14 protein-coding genes are annotated in these 15,569 nt (G+C 69.2%); 5 read left to right on the plus strand and 9 right to left on the minus strand.

Annotation, left to right across the window (positions count from 1 at the left end):
- Positions 1–72 precede the first annotated feature (72 nt).
- The 4 genes from ACEUEL_RS11115 to ACEUEL_RS11130 form a co-directional block, all read right to left on the minus strand.
- A complete protein-coding gene (locus ACEUEL_RS11115; protein ID WP_405704828.1) occupies positions 73–1,182 on the minus strand; it encodes a TRAP transporter substrate-binding protein in 1,110 nt (369 codons plus the stop codon).
- A 136-nt stretch (positions 1,183–1,318) separates the two neighbouring features.
- Entirely contained in the window at positions 1,319–2,410 is a 1,092-nt protein-coding gene (locus ACEUEL_RS11120; RefSeq protein WP_405704831.1) for a TRAP transporter substrate-binding protein, read from the minus strand.
- 178 nt (positions 2,411–2,588) lie between these two features.
- The gene (locus ACEUEL_RS11125) at positions 2,589–3,680 is read right to left on the minus strand and encodes a TRAP transporter substrate-binding protein (RefSeq protein WP_405704833.1); all 1,092 of its coding nucleotides are present in this window, start codon (positions 3,678–3,680) and stop codon (positions 2,589–2,591) included.
- Positions 3,681–3,863: 183 nt separating this feature from the next.
- On the minus strand, positions 3,864–5,069 hold the full coding sequence (locus tag ACEUEL_RS11130; protein ID WP_405704835.1) for an Mrp/NBP35 family ATP-binding protein: 1,206 nt from the start codon (positions 5,067–5,069) through the stop codon (positions 3,864–3,866).
- Between the two features lie 250 nt (positions 5,070–5,319).
- On the opposite strand from ACEUEL_RS11130, the gene ACEUEL_RS11135 reads away from it, so the two are divergent.
- From ACEUEL_RS11135 to ACEUEL_RS11145, 3 genes are all read left to right on the plus strand, one after another.
- Positions 5,320–6,096, plus strand: coding sequence for an ABC transporter substrate-binding protein (locus tag ACEUEL_RS11135; RefSeq protein WP_405704838.1), 777 nt, complete (start codon positions 5,320–5,322; stop codon positions 6,094–6,096).
- 249 nt (positions 6,097–6,345) lie between these two features.
- Complete coding sequence (locus ACEUEL_RS11140) at positions 6,346–7,071, plus strand: ABC transporter permease (protein ID WP_405704840.1); 726 nt, start codon at positions 6,346–6,348, stop codon at positions 7,069–7,071.
- Positions 7,071–7,820 (plus strand): ABC transporter permease, encoded by a 750-nt coding sequence (locus ACEUEL_RS11145; RefSeq protein ID WP_405704843.1) that lies wholly within the window; start codon positions 7,071–7,073, stop codon positions 7,818–7,820. Before ACEUEL_RS11140 ends, ACEUEL_RS11145 begins: the two co-directional genes overlap by 1 nt.
- Before the next feature lie 6 nt (positions 7,821–7,826).
- Here ACEUEL_RS11145 and ACEUEL_RS11150 read toward each other — a convergent pair whose 3' ends face one another.
- From ACEUEL_RS11150 to ACEUEL_RS11165, 4 genes are all read right to left on the minus strand, one after another.
- Positions 7,827–8,471, minus strand: a complete 645-nt coding sequence (locus tag ACEUEL_RS11150; RefSeq protein WP_405706720.1) for a uracil-DNA glycosylase family protein — start codon at positions 8,469–8,471, stop codon at positions 7,827–7,829.
- Positions 8,472–8,558: 87 nt separating this feature from the next.
- On the minus strand, positions 8,559–10,781 hold the full coding sequence (locus ACEUEL_RS11155; RefSeq protein ID WP_405704845.1) for a xanthine dehydrogenase family protein molybdopterin-binding subunit: 2,223 nt from the start codon (positions 10,779–10,781) through the stop codon (positions 8,559–8,561).
- 5 nt (positions 10,782–10,786) lie between these two features.
- A complete protein-coding gene (locus tag ACEUEL_RS11160) occupies positions 10,787–11,239 on the minus strand; it encodes a (2Fe-2S)-binding protein (protein WP_405704847.1) in 453 nt (150 codons plus the stop codon).
- Positions 11,240–11,376: 137 nt separating this feature from the next.
- Positions 11,377–11,871 carry a thermonuclease family protein gene (locus ACEUEL_RS11165; RefSeq protein ID WP_405704850.1) on the minus strand — a complete coding sequence of 165 codons (495 nt, stop codon included), beginning with the start codon at positions 11,869–11,871 and terminating at the stop codon, positions 11,377–11,379.
- Between the two features lie 122 nt (positions 11,872–11,993).
- On the opposite strand from ACEUEL_RS11165, the gene ACEUEL_RS11170 reads away from it, so the two are divergent.
- The gene (locus tag ACEUEL_RS11170; RefSeq protein ID WP_405704853.1) at positions 11,994–13,595 is read left to right on the plus strand and encodes a sensor histidine kinase; all 1,602 of its coding nucleotides are present in this window, start codon (positions 11,994–11,996) and stop codon (positions 13,593–13,595) included.
- A 2-nt stretch (positions 13,596–13,597) separates the two neighbouring features.
- Here the strand turns inward: ACEUEL_RS11170 and cobT are convergent, their stop codons facing one another.
- Positions 13,598–14,620, minus strand: coding sequence for a nicotinate-nucleotide--dimethylbenzimidazole phosphoribosyltransferase (gene cobT / locus ACEUEL_RS11175; RefSeq protein ID WP_405704855.1), 1,023 nt, complete (start codon positions 14,618–14,620; stop codon positions 13,598–13,600).
- A 142-nt stretch (positions 14,621–14,762) separates the two neighbouring features.
- On the opposite strand from cobT, the gene cobS reads away from it, so the two are divergent.
- On the plus strand, positions 14,763–15,566 hold the full coding sequence (gene cobS, locus ACEUEL_RS11180) for an adenosylcobinamide-GDP ribazoletransferase (RefSeq protein ID WP_405704858.1): 804 nt from the start codon (positions 14,763–14,765) through the stop codon (positions 15,564–15,566).
- Positions 15,567–15,569: the final 3 nt, after the last annotated feature.

Consider the following 15,569-nt stretch of genomic DNA (forward strand, 5'->3'; position numbering starts at 1 on the left):
CCCGTGAAACGAGAACGCCGGCCCCCTCGGGCCGGCGTTTGTGCATGGTGCGGGGCGTGAGCGAGGGCGGCGTCAGCCGCGCGTGCGGGCGCGGATCATGTAGCCGTCATAGGGGTATTCGCCGACCTGCCACCACAGATATTCCTCGCCGCGGAAGGCGAGCAGCGCGTCGTAGATGGTCTTGAACTCGGCATTCTTGCCGGCGATCTCGCCGAGCAGCTCGGTCGAGACCTTGTAGGAAGCGTCCATCACCTCCGGCGGAAAGGCCCGGAGCTGCGCGCCCGCCGCCACCAGCCGGCGCAGCGCCGCCGGATTGCGGGCGTCGTATTTCGCCAGCATGTCCTCATTGGCATAGGCGCAGGCGGCGGTGAAGACGGCCTGGTAGGCCTTGGGCAGCGCGTTCCACGCCTTGAGATTGGCGAGGAAGTGGATGGTCGGGCCGCCCTCCCACCAGCCGGGATAATAGTAATAGGGCGCGACGCGCACGAAGCCGAGCTTCTCGTCGTCGACCGGCCCGACGAATTCGGCGGCGTCGATCACGCCCTTCTCCAGCGCCGGATAGATATCGCCGCCGGCGAGGTTCTGCGGCACCAGGCCGAGCCGGGCGAGCGCCTGCCCGGCGAGACCCGGGATGCGCATCTTGAGCCCCCGGAGGTCGCGGGTTTCCTTGATCTCCTTGCGGAACCAGCCGCCCATCTGCGCGCCGGTGTTGCCGCCGGCAAAGCCGATCATCCCGCCCTTGGCCAGAAGCGCGTTCTGAAGCTCCAGGCCGCCGCCATGGTAGAGCCACGCGGTCTGCTGGCGGGCATTCAGGCCGAAGGGCAGCGTCGTGAACGGCGCATAGGCCGGGTTCTTGCCGATGTAATAGTAGAGCGCGGTCTGCGCCGCCTCGACCGTGCCGTTCTGCACGGCGTCGAAGGCCTGCAGGCCCGGCACGATCTCGCCCGGCGCGAAGAGGTCGATGACGAACTGGCCGTCGGTGGCCTCGCGCACGTATTTGGCGAGCAGTTCGCTGGCGCCGTAGATGGTGTCCAGCGTCTTGGGATAGCTGGAGGTCAGGCGCCAGCGCAGCTTCGGCGCGCTCTGCGCGATCGCCGGCGCCGCCAGCGTGGTAGCAGTGGCGGCGAGCCCGGCGCCCGTCAGCAGCCGGCGGCGGGAGGGGGGCACGGACGATGACGTCATGGGGCGCTTCCTGGCTGCCGCCTCCCCGCCGCCTCCGGACGGCCGGAGCCGATCCGGGACCGTCGAAAGGCGGGCGGGGACGCGCATGCGATCCCGGTTCGCCGGCTTTCGCCGCCGGCCGGGATGACGATCGTTCCTATCCGCGCGTGCGGGCGCGGATCATGTAGCTGTCGTACGGGTACTCGCCGACCTGCCACCACAGATATTCGTCGTTGCGGAACGCGGTCTGCGCGTCGACGATCTTCTTGAAGCCGGCATTCTTGGCGCCGATCTCGGCATAGAGCTCGTTCGTCGCCGCGTAGGAAGCATCGAGGAAGCTCTGCGGAAAGGCCTTGAGCTGCGCGCCCGCGGCCACCAGCCGACGCAGCGCCGCCGGGTTGCGGGCGTCGTACTTGGCGAGCATGTCGGAATTGGCATAGGCCGCCGCCGCCTCGAAGATCGCCTGATAGGAACGCGGCAGCCCCTCCCACTTCGCCTTGTTGACGACGATATGCATGGTCGGGCCGCCATCCCACCAGCCGGGATAGTAATAGTAGGGCGCGACGCGGACGAAGCCGAGCTTCTCGTCGTCATAGGGCCCGACCCATTCGCAAGCGTCGATGGTGCCCTTCTCCAGCGCGGCGTAGATGTCGCCCGGCGCGATCTGCTGCGGCACCACGCCGAGCTTGGCGACCACCTGCCCGGCAATGCCGCCGATGCGGAACTTCAGGCCCTTGAAGTCGGAGAGATCCTTGATCTCCTTGCGGAACCAGCCGCCCATCTGAGTGCCGGTATTGCCGCCGAGGAAGCCGACGACGCCGTATTTGGCGAGGAACTCGTCCTGCAGCTCGCGCCCGCCACCATGGTAGAACCAGGCGTTCTGCATGCGGGCGTTGAGGCCGAAGGGCATGGCGGTGAAGCAGGCGAAGCCGGGATCCTTGCCGAGATAGTAGTAGAGTGGGGTCTGGGCGAGCTCGACGGTGCCGTTCTGCACCGCATCCAGCGCCTGCAGGCCCGGCACGATCTCGCCGGCGGCGAAGGGCTGGATCTGGAAGCGCCCGTCGGTGGCCTCGCTCACATATTTCGCCACCAGTTCATTGGCGCCGAAGATGGCGTCCAGCGTCTTCGGCACGCTGGCGGTGAGGCGCCATTTGATCGTGGGCGCGGACTGGGCGACAGCGGGGGCGGCGACGAGCGCGGCGCCCGCGAGGCCCGCACCGGTGCTGCGCAGGAACTGGCGGCGCTTCATGGGATGTCTCCGGCGTCAGGCGCGGCGCGACAAGGCGTCTGGCCTGCGCTCATGGCCATGCGGCGGCCACGGGTTCGGTACGACCATGGCCGGGAGGGAGCCCGGCCATGGGATTGAGCGGGATGCATTGGCCCCGAAGCGGGCCCGCGTCAAGCGGCCCGCCCGGGTGCAAGGCGCCTCAGCCGCGGGCGCGGTTGCGGATCTGGAAGGTGTCGAAGGTGTATTCGGCGACCTGCCACCACAGATATTCGTCGTTGCGGAAGGCCTGCATGGTGTCGATCGCCTTCTTGAAGTCGGCGTTCTTGGCGGAAATCTCGCCCCAGAGTTCGTTGGTGGCCTTGAGGCAGGCTTCCATCACCTCGTTCGGATAGGGGCGCAGCTGCGTGCCGTTCGCCACCAGGCGCTTGATCGCCGGCGGGTTCTGCACGTCGTAGCGGCCGAGCATGATGGTGTTGGCATAGGTCGTCGCCGCCGTCAGCGCCGCCTGGTAGTTCTTCGGCAGCTCGTTCCACTTGGCGAGGTTGGTGAAGGCGTGGATGGTCGGCCCGCCTTCCCACCAGCCGGGGTAGTAGTAGAACTTCGCGACCTTGTAGAAGCCGAGCTTCTCGTCGTCATACGGGCCGACCCACTCGGCGCCGTCGATGGTGCCCTTCTCCAGCGCCGGGTAGATGTCGCCGCCGGCGATCTGCTGCGGCACGACGCCGAGCTTGGCCATGACCTGGCCGGCGATGCCGCCGATGCGCATCTTGAGGCCGTTCATGTCGGCGACGGTCTTGATCTCCTTGGTGAACCAGCCGCCCATCTGGGCGCCGGTGTTGCCGCAGGGCAGGCCGTAGACGTTGAACTTCTTGTAGAACTCATTGAAGAGCTCGTTGCCGCCGTTCTGGTACAGCCAGGCGTTCTGCATGCGGGCGTTGAGGCCGAACGGCACCGAGGCGGCGATGGCGAAGGTGGGATCCTTGCCGACGAAGTAATAGGACACCGTGTGGCACATCTCGACGGTGTTGTTGGTCACCGCGTCGAGCACCTGCAGGCCGGGGACGATTTCGCCCGCCGCGAAGACCTGGATCTGGAACTTGCCGTCGGTGAGCTCGGAAACCATCTTCGACATCACCTCGGCGCCGCCATAGATGGTGTCGAGGGACTTCGGGAAGCTGGAGGCGAGGCGCCACTTGATCTCGGGCGCGGACTGGGCGATCGCCGGCATGGCAACGGCCGCGGAGGCCGCCGCGCCGGTACCGGCAGCAGCGAGGAACTGACGGCGCTTCATGGGGAGTGTCTCCTTCTGGGGTTTCCTCACCGGCGGGAACGTCGGGGCTCGGTACGGCGCCGGTGCCTTATTATTTTGGGCCTGCAAGAAAGAAAGAGGTACGACAAGGGTTTCCGCAAGGCAACCAGCGATCGCTTTCGCCTTTTGGCGGAGATGGCACCGGCTTTTTCGCCCCTCCCCGCCTCACCCCTCGACGATGATGCGCGGCGCCGGGCGGGCGCTCGCATGGCGCCCCGCCAGCGCCTCGCGCACGCCGGCCGCGATGGTGCGGTAGATGCCGGCCTCGACGCTCGCCGGCGCGGTCGCCACCACCGGGCGCCCCGCATCCGAGGTCTCGCGGATCGACATGTGCAGCGGCACCTCGCCGAGGAAGGGCACGCCGAGCCGCTGCGCCTCGTGCCGGGCACCGCCATGGCCGAAGATGTCCGAGCGCGTGCCGCATTGCGGGCACAGGAAATAGCTCATGTTCTCGACCAGCCCGAGCACCGGCACGTTCACCTTCTGGAACATGGCGATGCCGCGCCGGGCGTCGATCAGCGCGAGGTCCTGCGGGGTCGAGACGATCACCGCGCCAGCCAGCGGCACCTGCTGCGCCATGGTGAGCTGCGCGTCGCCGGTGCCGGGCGGCATGTCGACGACCAGGACGTCGAGCGGCGCCCAGTTCACCTCCTTCAGCAGCTGGCTGATCGCCGACATCACCATCGGCCCGCGCCAGATCATCGCCGTCTCCTCCTCGACGAGGAAGCCGATCGACATGACCTTGAGCCCATAGGCCTGAAGCGGCTGGAGCATGCGGCCCTGCGCTTCCGGCCGGCCCTTGAGGCCCATCAGCCGCGGCACCGAGGGGCCGTAGATGTCGGCGTCGAGCAGGCCGACCTTGAGGCCCAGCGCCTGCAGGCCCAGCGCCAGATTGGCGGCGAGCGTCGACTTGCCGACGCCGCCCTTGCCGGAGGCCACCGCGATGATGGCGCCGACGCCCGGCAGGCCGGGGGTTTCCTTCAGGGCGCTCGGGGCCGGCGCCGGAGTGCCGTGGCTGTGGCCCGCATGCGAATGGCCGGCATGGGCATGGCCGGCGTGCACGTGGCCTGCGGCTGCCCCCTGCCCCGAGACGCGCACCGGCTGGGCGCCGGGGGCGCTGCCGGCCCGGCGCTCGGCGGTGAGGGCGACCAGCGCCGAGACCACGCCCGGCGTCGCGCGGATGGTGCGCTCGACGGCGGCCCGCACCGGCTCCCAGGCGGGGGCGGCGGCCGCGTCGACGGTGATCGAGAGATAGACCTTGCCCTCGGAAACGATGATGTCCGACAGCGTGCCGCTCGCCGTCACCGGCCGCCCGTCCGGCGCCGTCACCTGCGCAAGCCGTGCCTTGATCTCGTCGGCCGTCACCGCCATCGTTGTGCTCCCTCGCATTTCGCGCTCAGGTGAGACACCAGCGAGGGCGCATCGTCAACCGCCCTGCGACCGTCGCCCCATAGCCCGGACCGATGGAGGCGAGCGGCTGCACAAGACATGGACAATCGCGCTCCTGCCGAAGAATGCAGCACGCAGTTGCATCCCCACGGAATTTAGTGCCACCATCGCGGCGCCGGAAACAACGAGCAAGAGCGCCGGCACCAGAGATCAATTTCCAGAGGGGAACAGCATGAGCCTCGCCACCCGCATCGCGGCCGCCGCAATCCTTGTCGCCGTCGCCGCCTCCGGCGCCAGCGCCAAGGAGTGGAAGACGGTCCGGATCGGCACCGAAGGCGCCTACCCGCCCTTCAACTACATCGAGAACAACGAGATCAAGGGCTTCGACATCGATGTCGCCAAGGCCCTGTGCGAGAAGATGAAGGTCGAATGCACCTTCCAGGCGCAGGATTGGGACGGCATCATCCCGGCGCTGCTGGCCGGCAAGTACGACGCCATCGCGGCCTCCATGTCGATCACCGACGAGCGCAAGCAGCAGATCGCCTTCTCGAAGAAGTACTACAAGACCCCGGCGACCTTCGCGGTGCCGAAGGACTCCAAGATCACCGACACCTCGCCGGCCGCGCTGAAGGGCAAGGTGCTGGGCGCCCAGGGCTCCACCATCCACTCCAACTATCTCGAGGACGTGTACGCCAAGGCCGGCGCCGACGTGAAGCTCTACGGCAAGCAGGACGAGGCCAATCTCGACCTCGCCAATGGCCGACTCGATGCCGTGCTGGCCGACAAGGTGGTGCTGCTCGAGTGGCTGAACTCGAAGGACGGCGGCTGCTGCAAGTTCACCGGCGCCGAATACACCGATCCGAAGTATTTCGGCGAGGGCGTGGGCGTCGGCATCCGCAAGGACGACCCGGAGCTGGTGGCGATGTTCAACAAGGCGATCGACGAGATCCTCGCCGACGGCACCTACAAGAAGATCAACGAGAAGTACTTCCCCTTCAGCGTCTACTGAGCCGCGTGCCCGCTCCGGCGCGGCCGGCGGGCCGGCGCGTCATCCCGGAACGGCCGTCGGGCCGTCTCCGGGACCGTCGGGCGGGTTTCTCCGGATCGATCCCGGCTCCTCGCCTGCGGCCGCGGCCGGGAATACCGTGGCCGGGGATGACCGTGCGATCCGGCTGCCGGGCGATGGCGCGCGCGCCGCTTTCGTAGCAGAGTTCCGGCCGGAGCCGGCCTTTCCCCGCCACGGAGTCCCCCTTCTCCCATGCTCGACCTCCTCCCCCTGCTCTCTTTCGGACCGGACGGCTGGGGAGACGAGATCGCGCGGGGCGCGCTGCTGACCATCGAGCTGGCGCTGGCGACGGTTCCCTTCGGACTCGCGATCGGCCTCGCCGTCGCGCTCGCCAAGGATTCGTCCTCTGTCATCGCGCGGGGCATCGGCAATATCTACACCACCGTCTTCCGCGGCCTGCCGGAACTGCTCACGCTGTTCATCGTGTATTACGGCGGCCAGATGCTGTTCACCCGCATCGCCGCCTTCTTCGTGCCGGGCGCGACCATCGAGGTGAACCAGTTCGCGGCCGGCGTCATGGCGCTGGGGCTGGTGCTGGGCGCCTTCTCCAGCGAAGTGTTCTACGCCGCGCTGCGCGCGGTGCCGCGCGGCCAGAAGGAGGCGGCGGCGGCGCTCGGCCTGCCGCGCTGGCGCGCCTTCCGGCTGGTGGTGTTTCCCCAGCTCTGGCGCGTCGCCCTGCCCGGCCTGTCGAACAACTGGCTGGTGCTGCTGAAAGATACCTCGCTGGTCTCGGTCATCGCCATCAACGACCTGATGCGCCAGACCGCGATCGCGGTCGGGGTGACCAAGCAGCCCTTCTTCTTCTACCTCGTGGCCTGCCTGATCTACCTCGCCTTCTCCATCCTCTCGAGCGCGGTGTTCACCCGCGCGGAGGCGCGCGCCAATCGCGGCCTCAAGCGCATGGCGGGGAAGGCGTGATGGACACGTTCGCGCAGATGATCGGCAGCGGCTTCCTCGCGCTGATGGGGATGATCGGGCTGAACGCCGACCTGATGGACCGCTACGGGCTGCGGTTCCTGCAGGGGCTGTGGGTCACCCTCCAGCTGGTCGGGCTGTCGATGTTCTTCGGGGCGCTGCTGGCGCTGCCGCTGGCGATCGCCCGGGTCGAGGGCGGCAAGATCGTCGCCCGCGCGGCCTTCGCCTATTCCTATTTCTTCCGCGGCACGCCGCTGCTGGCCCAGACCTTCCTCGTCTATTACGGCGCCGGCCAGTTCCGCGAGGAACTCACCGCGCTCGGGCTGTGGTGGTTCTTCCGCGACGCCTTCTACTGCGCGGTGCTGACCTTCACGCTGAACACCGCCGCCTACCAGGCGGAGATCCTGCGCGGCGGCATCGAGAGCCTGCCGGCGGGCCAGCGCGAGGGCGCGGCGGCGCTCGGGCTGACGCGGGTGCAGACCTATCTCAAGGTGATCCTGCCGCAGGCGGTGGCGGTGGGGCTGCGCCCGCTCGGCAACGAGCTGATCCTGATGATCAAGGCCTCCTCCATCGCCTCGGTCATCACCGTCTACGACCTGATGGGCGTCACGCGCCTCGCCTTCTCGCGCTCCTACGACATGGAAGTCTATCTGTGGGCGGCGGTGCTCTACCTCGCCATGGTCGAGATCGTGCGGCGGGTGTGGGACCGGCTGGAGCGCCGGCTCAACCGGCACCTGCTGCTGTCGCGCTGAGGATGCCTAGCGCGCGAGGACTTGCGCCACCTCGGCGCGCAGCACCGGCAGCAGTTCCTCGGCGAACCACGGGTTGCGCTTCAGCCAGCCCGTGTTGCGCCAGGAGGGGTGTGGCAGCGGCAGCAGGCGGGGGGAACGCCGCGCCTCCCATATCTCGCGCCAGCGCACCACCCGCTCGGTCAGGCTGAGCCGGGTGAAGCGCTCCAGCCCCAGCCGCCGCAGGTGGTAGTTCTGCGCCGGCGCGCCGATCACCAGCACCAGCTCGAAGTCCGGCAGCGCCGCGAACAGCCGGTCGTGCCAGGTCGCGGCGCATTCGGGACGCGGCGGCAGGTCGGCGCCCCTGGCATCCTGCCCGGGGAAGCAGAAGCCCATCGGCGCGATGGCGATGCGGGAGACGTCGTAGAAGATCTCGGGGGTCACCCCCATCCAGTCGCGCAGCCGGTCGCCGGAGGCGTCGGTGAACGGCAGGCCGGAGAGGTGCACCTTCGTCCCCGGCGCCTGGCTGGCGATCAGCAGCCGCGCGCTCGGCGAGACGCGGATCACCGGGCGCGGCGCGTGCGGCAGCGGCGCCCGCAGCGGCGTATCGATACAGACCCGGCAGCCGCGGATGGCGGCGAGCAGCGTGTCGAGGGAATCGTCGGGCGGGGGCATCCCGCGATAGATGGGCGTCGCGGCCGCGCTTGTCACGGCCGCGACGCCCGGTGTCAGTCCGCGCGATCAGGTCGCGCGGACGCGCGATCACGTCGCGCGGAACTCGTCGAGCTTGAAGGGCAGCGTGCGCAGCCGCTTGCCGGTAGCGTCGAAGATGGCGTTCGAGAGCGCGGGGGCGACACCCGGCACGCCCGGCTCGCCGATGCCGGTCGGGGCGTTGGCGGAGGGCAGGATGTGCACCTCCACCTTCGGCATCTCCGACATGCGCAGCGGCACATAGGTGTCGAAGTTCCCCTGTTCGACCACGCCCTTGTCGAGCGTGATCTCGTCGTGCAGCGCCGCGCCGAGGCCGAAGCCGACGCCGCCCTCGATCTGCGCCACCACCACGTCCGGGTTGACGGCGATGCCGCAATCCACCGCGCAGACGACCTTGTCCACCTTGATCTTGCCGTCGACCACCGACACGTCGATCACGCTGCCGACCACGGTGTTGAAGCTCTCGTGCAGGGCGATGCCGCGCCCCTTGCCCGCGCCCGCCTTGGGACCCCAATTCGCCTTCTCGGCAAGGAGCTTGAGCACGGCGGTGTGGCGCGGCTTGTCCTTGAGCAGCTCCAGCCGGAACTCCACGGGATCACGCCCCGCCGCATGGGCGAGCTCATCCACCATCACCTCCACCACATGGGCGGTGTGGGTGTGGCCGACCGAGCGCCACCACAGCGTCGGCACCTTGACCGAGGTCGAGTGCAGGTCCACGGCGAAATTGCCGATGTCGTAATTGGTGTCGGACGCCCCCTCGACCGAGGTGCCGTCCACACCCTCCTTCACGATAAACGCCTCGAAGGGCGTGCCGAGAATGAAGGACTGGCCGACGATCTTCTGTTCCCAGCCGGCGATCCGGCCGTCGGCGGTGACGCCGGCGCGGACCGTGTGCAGGAACATCGGGCGGTAGAAGCCGCCCTTGATGTCGTCCTCGCGGGTCCAGACCAGGTGCACCGGGGCGCGCCCGTCGATCGCCTTGAGGATGGTGGCGGCCTCGGCGACGTAGTCGGCCGGGATGTTGGCGCGCCGGCCGAACGAGCCGCCGGCCCACACCGTCTGGATCTTCACCTGCTCGGGCTTGAGGCCGAGAATGCCGGCGGTCACGCCCTGCTCGATGGTCTGGAACTGCGAGCCGGTGGTGATGGTCACCCCCTCGGCCGTCTTCTCGATGACGCAGTTCAGCGGCTCCATCGGCGCATGGGCGAGATAGGGGAAGGCAAACTCCGCCTCGATGGTCTTGGCCGCGCCGGCCAGCCCCTTGCCGGCATCGCCCCGGCGCGCCGCCGGCTTGCCCGGCGTCGCGGCGAGCCGACGATATTCGTCCAGCAGCTCGGGCGTGCCGCGCATTTCCGCGCCGCTCTCGTCCCACACGATGTCGGCGAGCGCCTCGCGGCCCTGCAGGGCGGCCCAGGTGTTCACCGCCAGCACGGCGATGCCGCTCGGCACCGCCACCACGTCGGTGACGCCCGGCACCTTCTTCGCCGCGGTCGCGTCGAAGCTCTTCACCGTGGCGCCGAACCGGTCGGGACGGCGCACCACGGCGGTGAGCATGCCGGGGCGGCGGACGTCGAGCGCATAGACCGCGGTACCATTGGTCTTCGCGCCCGAATCGAGGCGCGGCAGCCGCGTCCCGATCAGCTTGAAGTCCTTCGGGTCCTTCAGCTTCACCTCGGCAGGCACGGGCAGCTTCGCTGCCGCCTCGGCGAACTCGCCGAAGGAGCCGCTGTGGCTGCCGCTCTTCAGCACGCCCTTCTCGATGGTGATGCCGGCGGCCGGCACGCCCCATTTGGCGGCGGCGGCCGCGACCAGCATCTGCCGCGCGGCGGCGCCGGCGCGGCGCAGCTGATCCCAGCTGTTGGCGGTGGAGGTCGAGCCACCCGTGCCCTGGATCGGGCCGAAGGCGAGGTTGTTGTAGAGCTTGGCATCGGCCGGCGCGAAGGCGGCGCGCATCTGGCTCCAGTCGGCGTCGAGTTCCTCGGCGACGATGGTGGCGAGGCCGGTGGTGACGCCCTGGCCCATGTCGAGATGCTTGACCAGCACGGTCACCGTGCTGTCGGGCGCGATCCGGATGAAGGCATTGGGCTCCGGCGCGGCGGGGGGAGCCGCGGCCGGGGTGTTCGCGAAGGCCTTGCCGGCTTCGAGGTGCAGGCCGATGACGAGGGCGCCGCCGCCGGCGGCCAGTCCCTTCAGGAAGCCGCGCCGGGAGGGCGGGGCCGCCGGCACGAGGCGCGCCAGCATCTGGCGGTATTGATCAGGCTTGATGACGTGCATGGCGCTCACCCGAGATGGCTGGAGGCTTCATGGATGGCGGCACGGATGCGCTGGTAGGTGGCGCAGCGGCAGACATTGCCGTCCATGGCGCTGTCGATGTCGGCATCGGTGGGCTTGCGGTTCTCCTCCAGCAGCGCCACCGCCGACATGATCTGGCCGGACTGGCAATAACCGCACTGGACCACGTCCAGCTTGCGCCAGGCGTTCACCACCGCGGTGCCGACCTCGCCGGACACGCCTTCGATGGTGACCACCGACTTGCCGTCGACATCGGACATGGCGGTCTGGCAGGAGCGGACCGCCTGCCCGTCGACATGCACCGTGCAGGCGCCGCAAAGGGCCGCACCGCAGCCGAATTTGGTGCCGGTGAGCCCGACCACGTCACGCAGCGCCCACAAGAGCGGCATGTCCGGGTCGACCTCGACCGTACGCTCGGTTCCATTGAGTGTGAATTTCATCGTCGCCCTCTCCTTCAAGGGATGAGGGTGCAGTCTTCCGCCTGCCCGGCGCGACGACGCCGGGACAGCCGGACGACGCGCTCCCGTGGGGAGGCTAGCGCCGGGGTTATATGATGACCAGTCACCAAATAGTGACGCTAGCGCCCCTTGTCGCCGGCGCGGGCCCGCCAGTCGGCCGGGATCTCGAACGGCCCGGACCAGATGCCGCGCTTCGCCGCGCGGGCCCCCCGTTCCGCGCCGGCATAGGAAAAGCTGGTGGCGATGGCGAAGCCCTGCTCGACCAGGCGCTCGGCGATGTCGACCTCCCCCGCCCGGCAGACGGCGACCGCGCGCCCGTAGCGGTCGGTGTCGAGCGGGCGGCAGGTGACGGGCGCGCCCTTCACGAGGGCGGCAAGGGCGGCGCGCGCCTCGCGGCCGCAGGGCCAGCGCCGCTCCGGCGGGCCGCACTCCTGCGCCAGTTCGGGGGCGTCGATGCCCTCGAGGCGGATGCGCTCGCCGCCCAGTTCCAGGCTGTCGCCGTCGGCGACGCGCACCTCCCCCGTCAGCGCCGGCAGGAGCCGTTCGAGCATCAGCGCGGCGCCGATCATCAGGCCGGCAAGGGCCAGCGACACATAGGTGCTACGGCGCCACACTTATGATCTCACACGCATTTCGGTTTCGGCCCGTCCTCGCGTTAACCATTCTTCTAGAGAAGCCGTTAAGCATTCGCGCTTGATGCTTCCGGTGGGGCGTCCAGGTTGATCGGCGGGGGCAGATGGGCACGACGGCGGAAGCCGTTCGAGGTGTACGGGCGCGGGAGGCGGATGGCGCCGCGACCGAGCGGCGCAGCCATGTCTCGCGCAGCGTGCGGGAGGCGCGCGACCGTCTCACCTCCACGTCCGGCACCCGTCCGGCCTATGACCATGAGCTGGTCCGCGTCTATGTCGACAACCGGCTCGGCGCGACACCTGCTGTCATCGCACTGATCGCACTGACCGGTGCTGCGACCGCACTCTGGCTGCCGCCGCTGACGGCCGGGCTGTGGACGCTGGCGATGGCCCTGCTGCACGGGGTAAGTGCCTGGGTGTGCAGGCGCTTTCGCGCCGAACCGGTCGATCCGCTGGTGCTGCGGCGTTATCATCTCGGTTTCATCGCGCTCGACGGCGTGCAGTCCCTCGCCTGGGCGGGGATCATCCTGTCGGTGCTCTATTATGGTGGGACCGGCGCGCGGGAGTTCGCGCTCACCACCGCGCTGGTGGTCATCGCGGGCGTCGCAACCCTTTCGTCCTGCATCCCTTTTGCCGTTTATGCGGGGGCGCTGCCGGTGGTGTTCGCCATCTGCGGCTATTATCTGTGGCGCGGGGCGGCGGTGGACCTGGCGCTGGCCGTGCTGGTCTGCGAGGCCTCCGCCTTCTTCCTGATCATGGCCCGCCGCCTGAATGCGATCGCACTGACCACCCTCGAAGCGCGCGGCGAAACCGACGCCCTCATCGGCGAACTGGAACAGGCCAAGGCGAAATCGGACGATGCTGCCCTGCGGGCCGAGGCCGCCAGCCTCGCCAAGTCGCGCTTCCTCGCCCAGATGAGCCACGAACTGCGCACCCCGCTGAATGCGATACTGGGCTTTTCCGAGGTCATGAAGAGCGAGATCCTCGGTGCCCATGCCAACCCCACCTATCGCGAATATGCCGGTGACATCCATGCCTCCGGCCAGCATCTGCTCAACCTGATCAACGAGATCCTCGACCTCTCGCGGATCGAGGCCGGCCGTTACGAACTCAACGAGGAAGCGGTCTCGCTCGCCCATGTGGTCGAGGACTGCCGGCACCTCCTGAAGATCCGAGCGAAGACGCGCTCGATCACCATCCACGAACTCTACGAGCCGAACCTGCCGCGCCTGTGGGCGGACGAGCGCGCGCTTCGGCAGATCTGCCTCAACCTCCTGTCCAATGCGATCAAGTTCACGCCCCAGGGTGGCGAGATCTGGCTGAAGGTCGGCTGGACCTATTCCGGCGGGCAATATCTGTCCGTGCGGGACACCGGTTCGGGCATTCCCGAGCACGAGATTCCCGTCGTCATGTCATCCTTCGGCCAGGGGACCAACGCCATCAAGATCGCCGAGCAGGGCGCCGGGCTGGGGCTCCCGATCGTCAAGGGTCTGGTTGAGCTGCACGGGGGAACGTTTCACCTGAAGTCGCGCCTGCGCGAGGGTACCGAGGTGATCGTGACCTTTCCGGGCGAGCGGGTGATGGCCGCGCTGCCGCCGGTCTCCGACACCGCGCCTCTGGCGCCTGACGCGCCGCCGGCCGAGACCGACACCGACGGCGATCCCTCGCGCCCGCGCCGACGCGCCTTCCTGACCCGCCGCGGATGGTGAGATCAGCCCTCGGCCACGCCGGCTTCGGCAAAGGTGGCCATACCGGCATGGCAGGCCAGCGCCGCCTTGATGACGCCGATCGCCAGCGCCGCTCCCGAGCCCTCCCCCAGCCTCATGCCGAGTTCGAGAATGGGGGAGAGGCCAAGCCGCTCCAGCACGTGCCCGTGCGCCGGCTCGGCCGAGCGATGCCCGGCGAAGCAGTGATCCAGAGCGCGGGGATCGAGCGCGTGCAGCACCGCCGCCGCGGCCGTCACCACATAGCCGTCGAGCACCACCGGCACGCGCTGGAGACGCGCGGCGAGGATCGCTCCCGCCATCGCCGCCACCTCGCGGCCGCCGAGGCGGCGCAGCACTTCCAGGGGATCGCCGATATGGCCCGCGCAGCGCTTCACCGCCGCCGCGACCGCCGCGACCTTGCGCTCCAGCACCTCGCCCGTGGCGCCGGTGCCGGGGCCAACCCAGTCGGTCGCCGCGCCGCCGTAGAGGGCGTGAAAGATCGCCGCCGCGACGGTGGTATTGCCGATGCCCATTTCGCCGAGGCAAAGGAGGTCCGGCTCGCCGGCCAGTGCCTCCATGCCGAAGGCCATCGTGGCCGCGCACTCGGCCTCGCTGAGCGCGTCCTCTTCCACGATGTCGGGCGTCGGCAGGTCGAGCGCGAGATCGAAGACGCGCAGGCCCGCGCCGAATGCCGCGCAGATCTGGTTCACCGCCGCTTTTCCGTCGGTGAAAGTGGCGACCATCTGCTTGGTCACCTCGGAGGGATAAGGCGAGACGCCCCGAGCCGCGACACCATGGGTGGCCGCAAAGACGGCGACGCTCGGCCGGTCGACGCGCGGAATGGGATTTCCCTGCCATCCGGCGATGTCGATCGCGATCTGCTCCAATCGCCCGAGCGCACCGGGCGGCTTGACAAGCTGTCCCTGCCGCTCGGCGGCGGCCTGCCGCGCGCGTGCATCCGGCTCCGGCATCTGCAAGACGAGGCGGCGGATGTCGTCGAATGGTAAGCCGGATTCGGTGCGCAGCATGATGGAAGCTCTCTGCCTCTCGCGGAACGGACGCGGGCGGGGTAGACCCTGCCGCGGCGCGGCGCAAGCATGGCGTTCCGCGGCTCGGCCGCAGCCTGGTTCCCCTTTCCCTGTCCCCATACGCCGGAACGCGGTCGACGCCATGCTCCTGCCCCCGCCCATTCGCGAGTTGCCGGCTGCGCTTCGCTTCCTCACCCGCATTCCCCTGCCGGTGATGCGCTTCGAAACAGAACCCGAGGCGCCACCGGACATCGCCCGGCTCGCGCCCGCTCTGCCTCTCGCGGGCGCCGCCATAGGCGCGATCGGCGCCGCTTCTCTTCTGCTGGCGCTTTCGGCTGGGCTGAGCGCCTTCGTCGCCGCCACCCTCGCGATCGGCACCCTCGCCTTCGTGACCGGCGCGTTCCACGAGGACGGCCTCGCCGACACCGCCGACGCCCTGGGCGGGGCGACGCCGGCGCGACGGCTCGAGATCATGAAGGACAGCCGGGTCGGCACGTTCGGCGTAATGGCGCTGATCCTCGCTACCGCACTGCGGATTGGTGGCCTGCAGGGCCTCGCCGGCGCCGGGGCCTGGCACGCGGCCGCAGCGCTGATCGCAGCGTCGGGGGCGGCCCGCCTGGGAGGCCTCTGGATTCTGTGCGCGCTGCCGCCCGCGCGCTCCGATGGTCTGGGCCTGACCGTGGGCCGGCCGGCGATGCAGCAGCTACGGCTGCCCGGCCTCTTTTGCCTGTTCATCGCGGCCACACTCATCGGCCCCACATTCGGTCCGCTGGCGCTTGCTGTCGCAGCCGGCGCAGGCATGATGGCGGCGTTCGCCGTGCAACGCCTTGCGCTGAACCAGTTCGGTGGCCAGACCGGCGATGTCGCCGGCGCCGCGACGCTGGCCGTGGAGATTGCCTTCCTGCTCGCGCTCCTTATTTTCGCTCCGCACTCCCTGACAGGCTGACTC

The sequence above is a fragment of the Ancylobacter terrae genome, assembly GCF_045108345.1.
Taxonomy (GTDB): domain Bacteria; phylum Pseudomonadota; class Alphaproteobacteria; order Rhizobiales; family Xanthobacteraceae; genus Ancylobacter.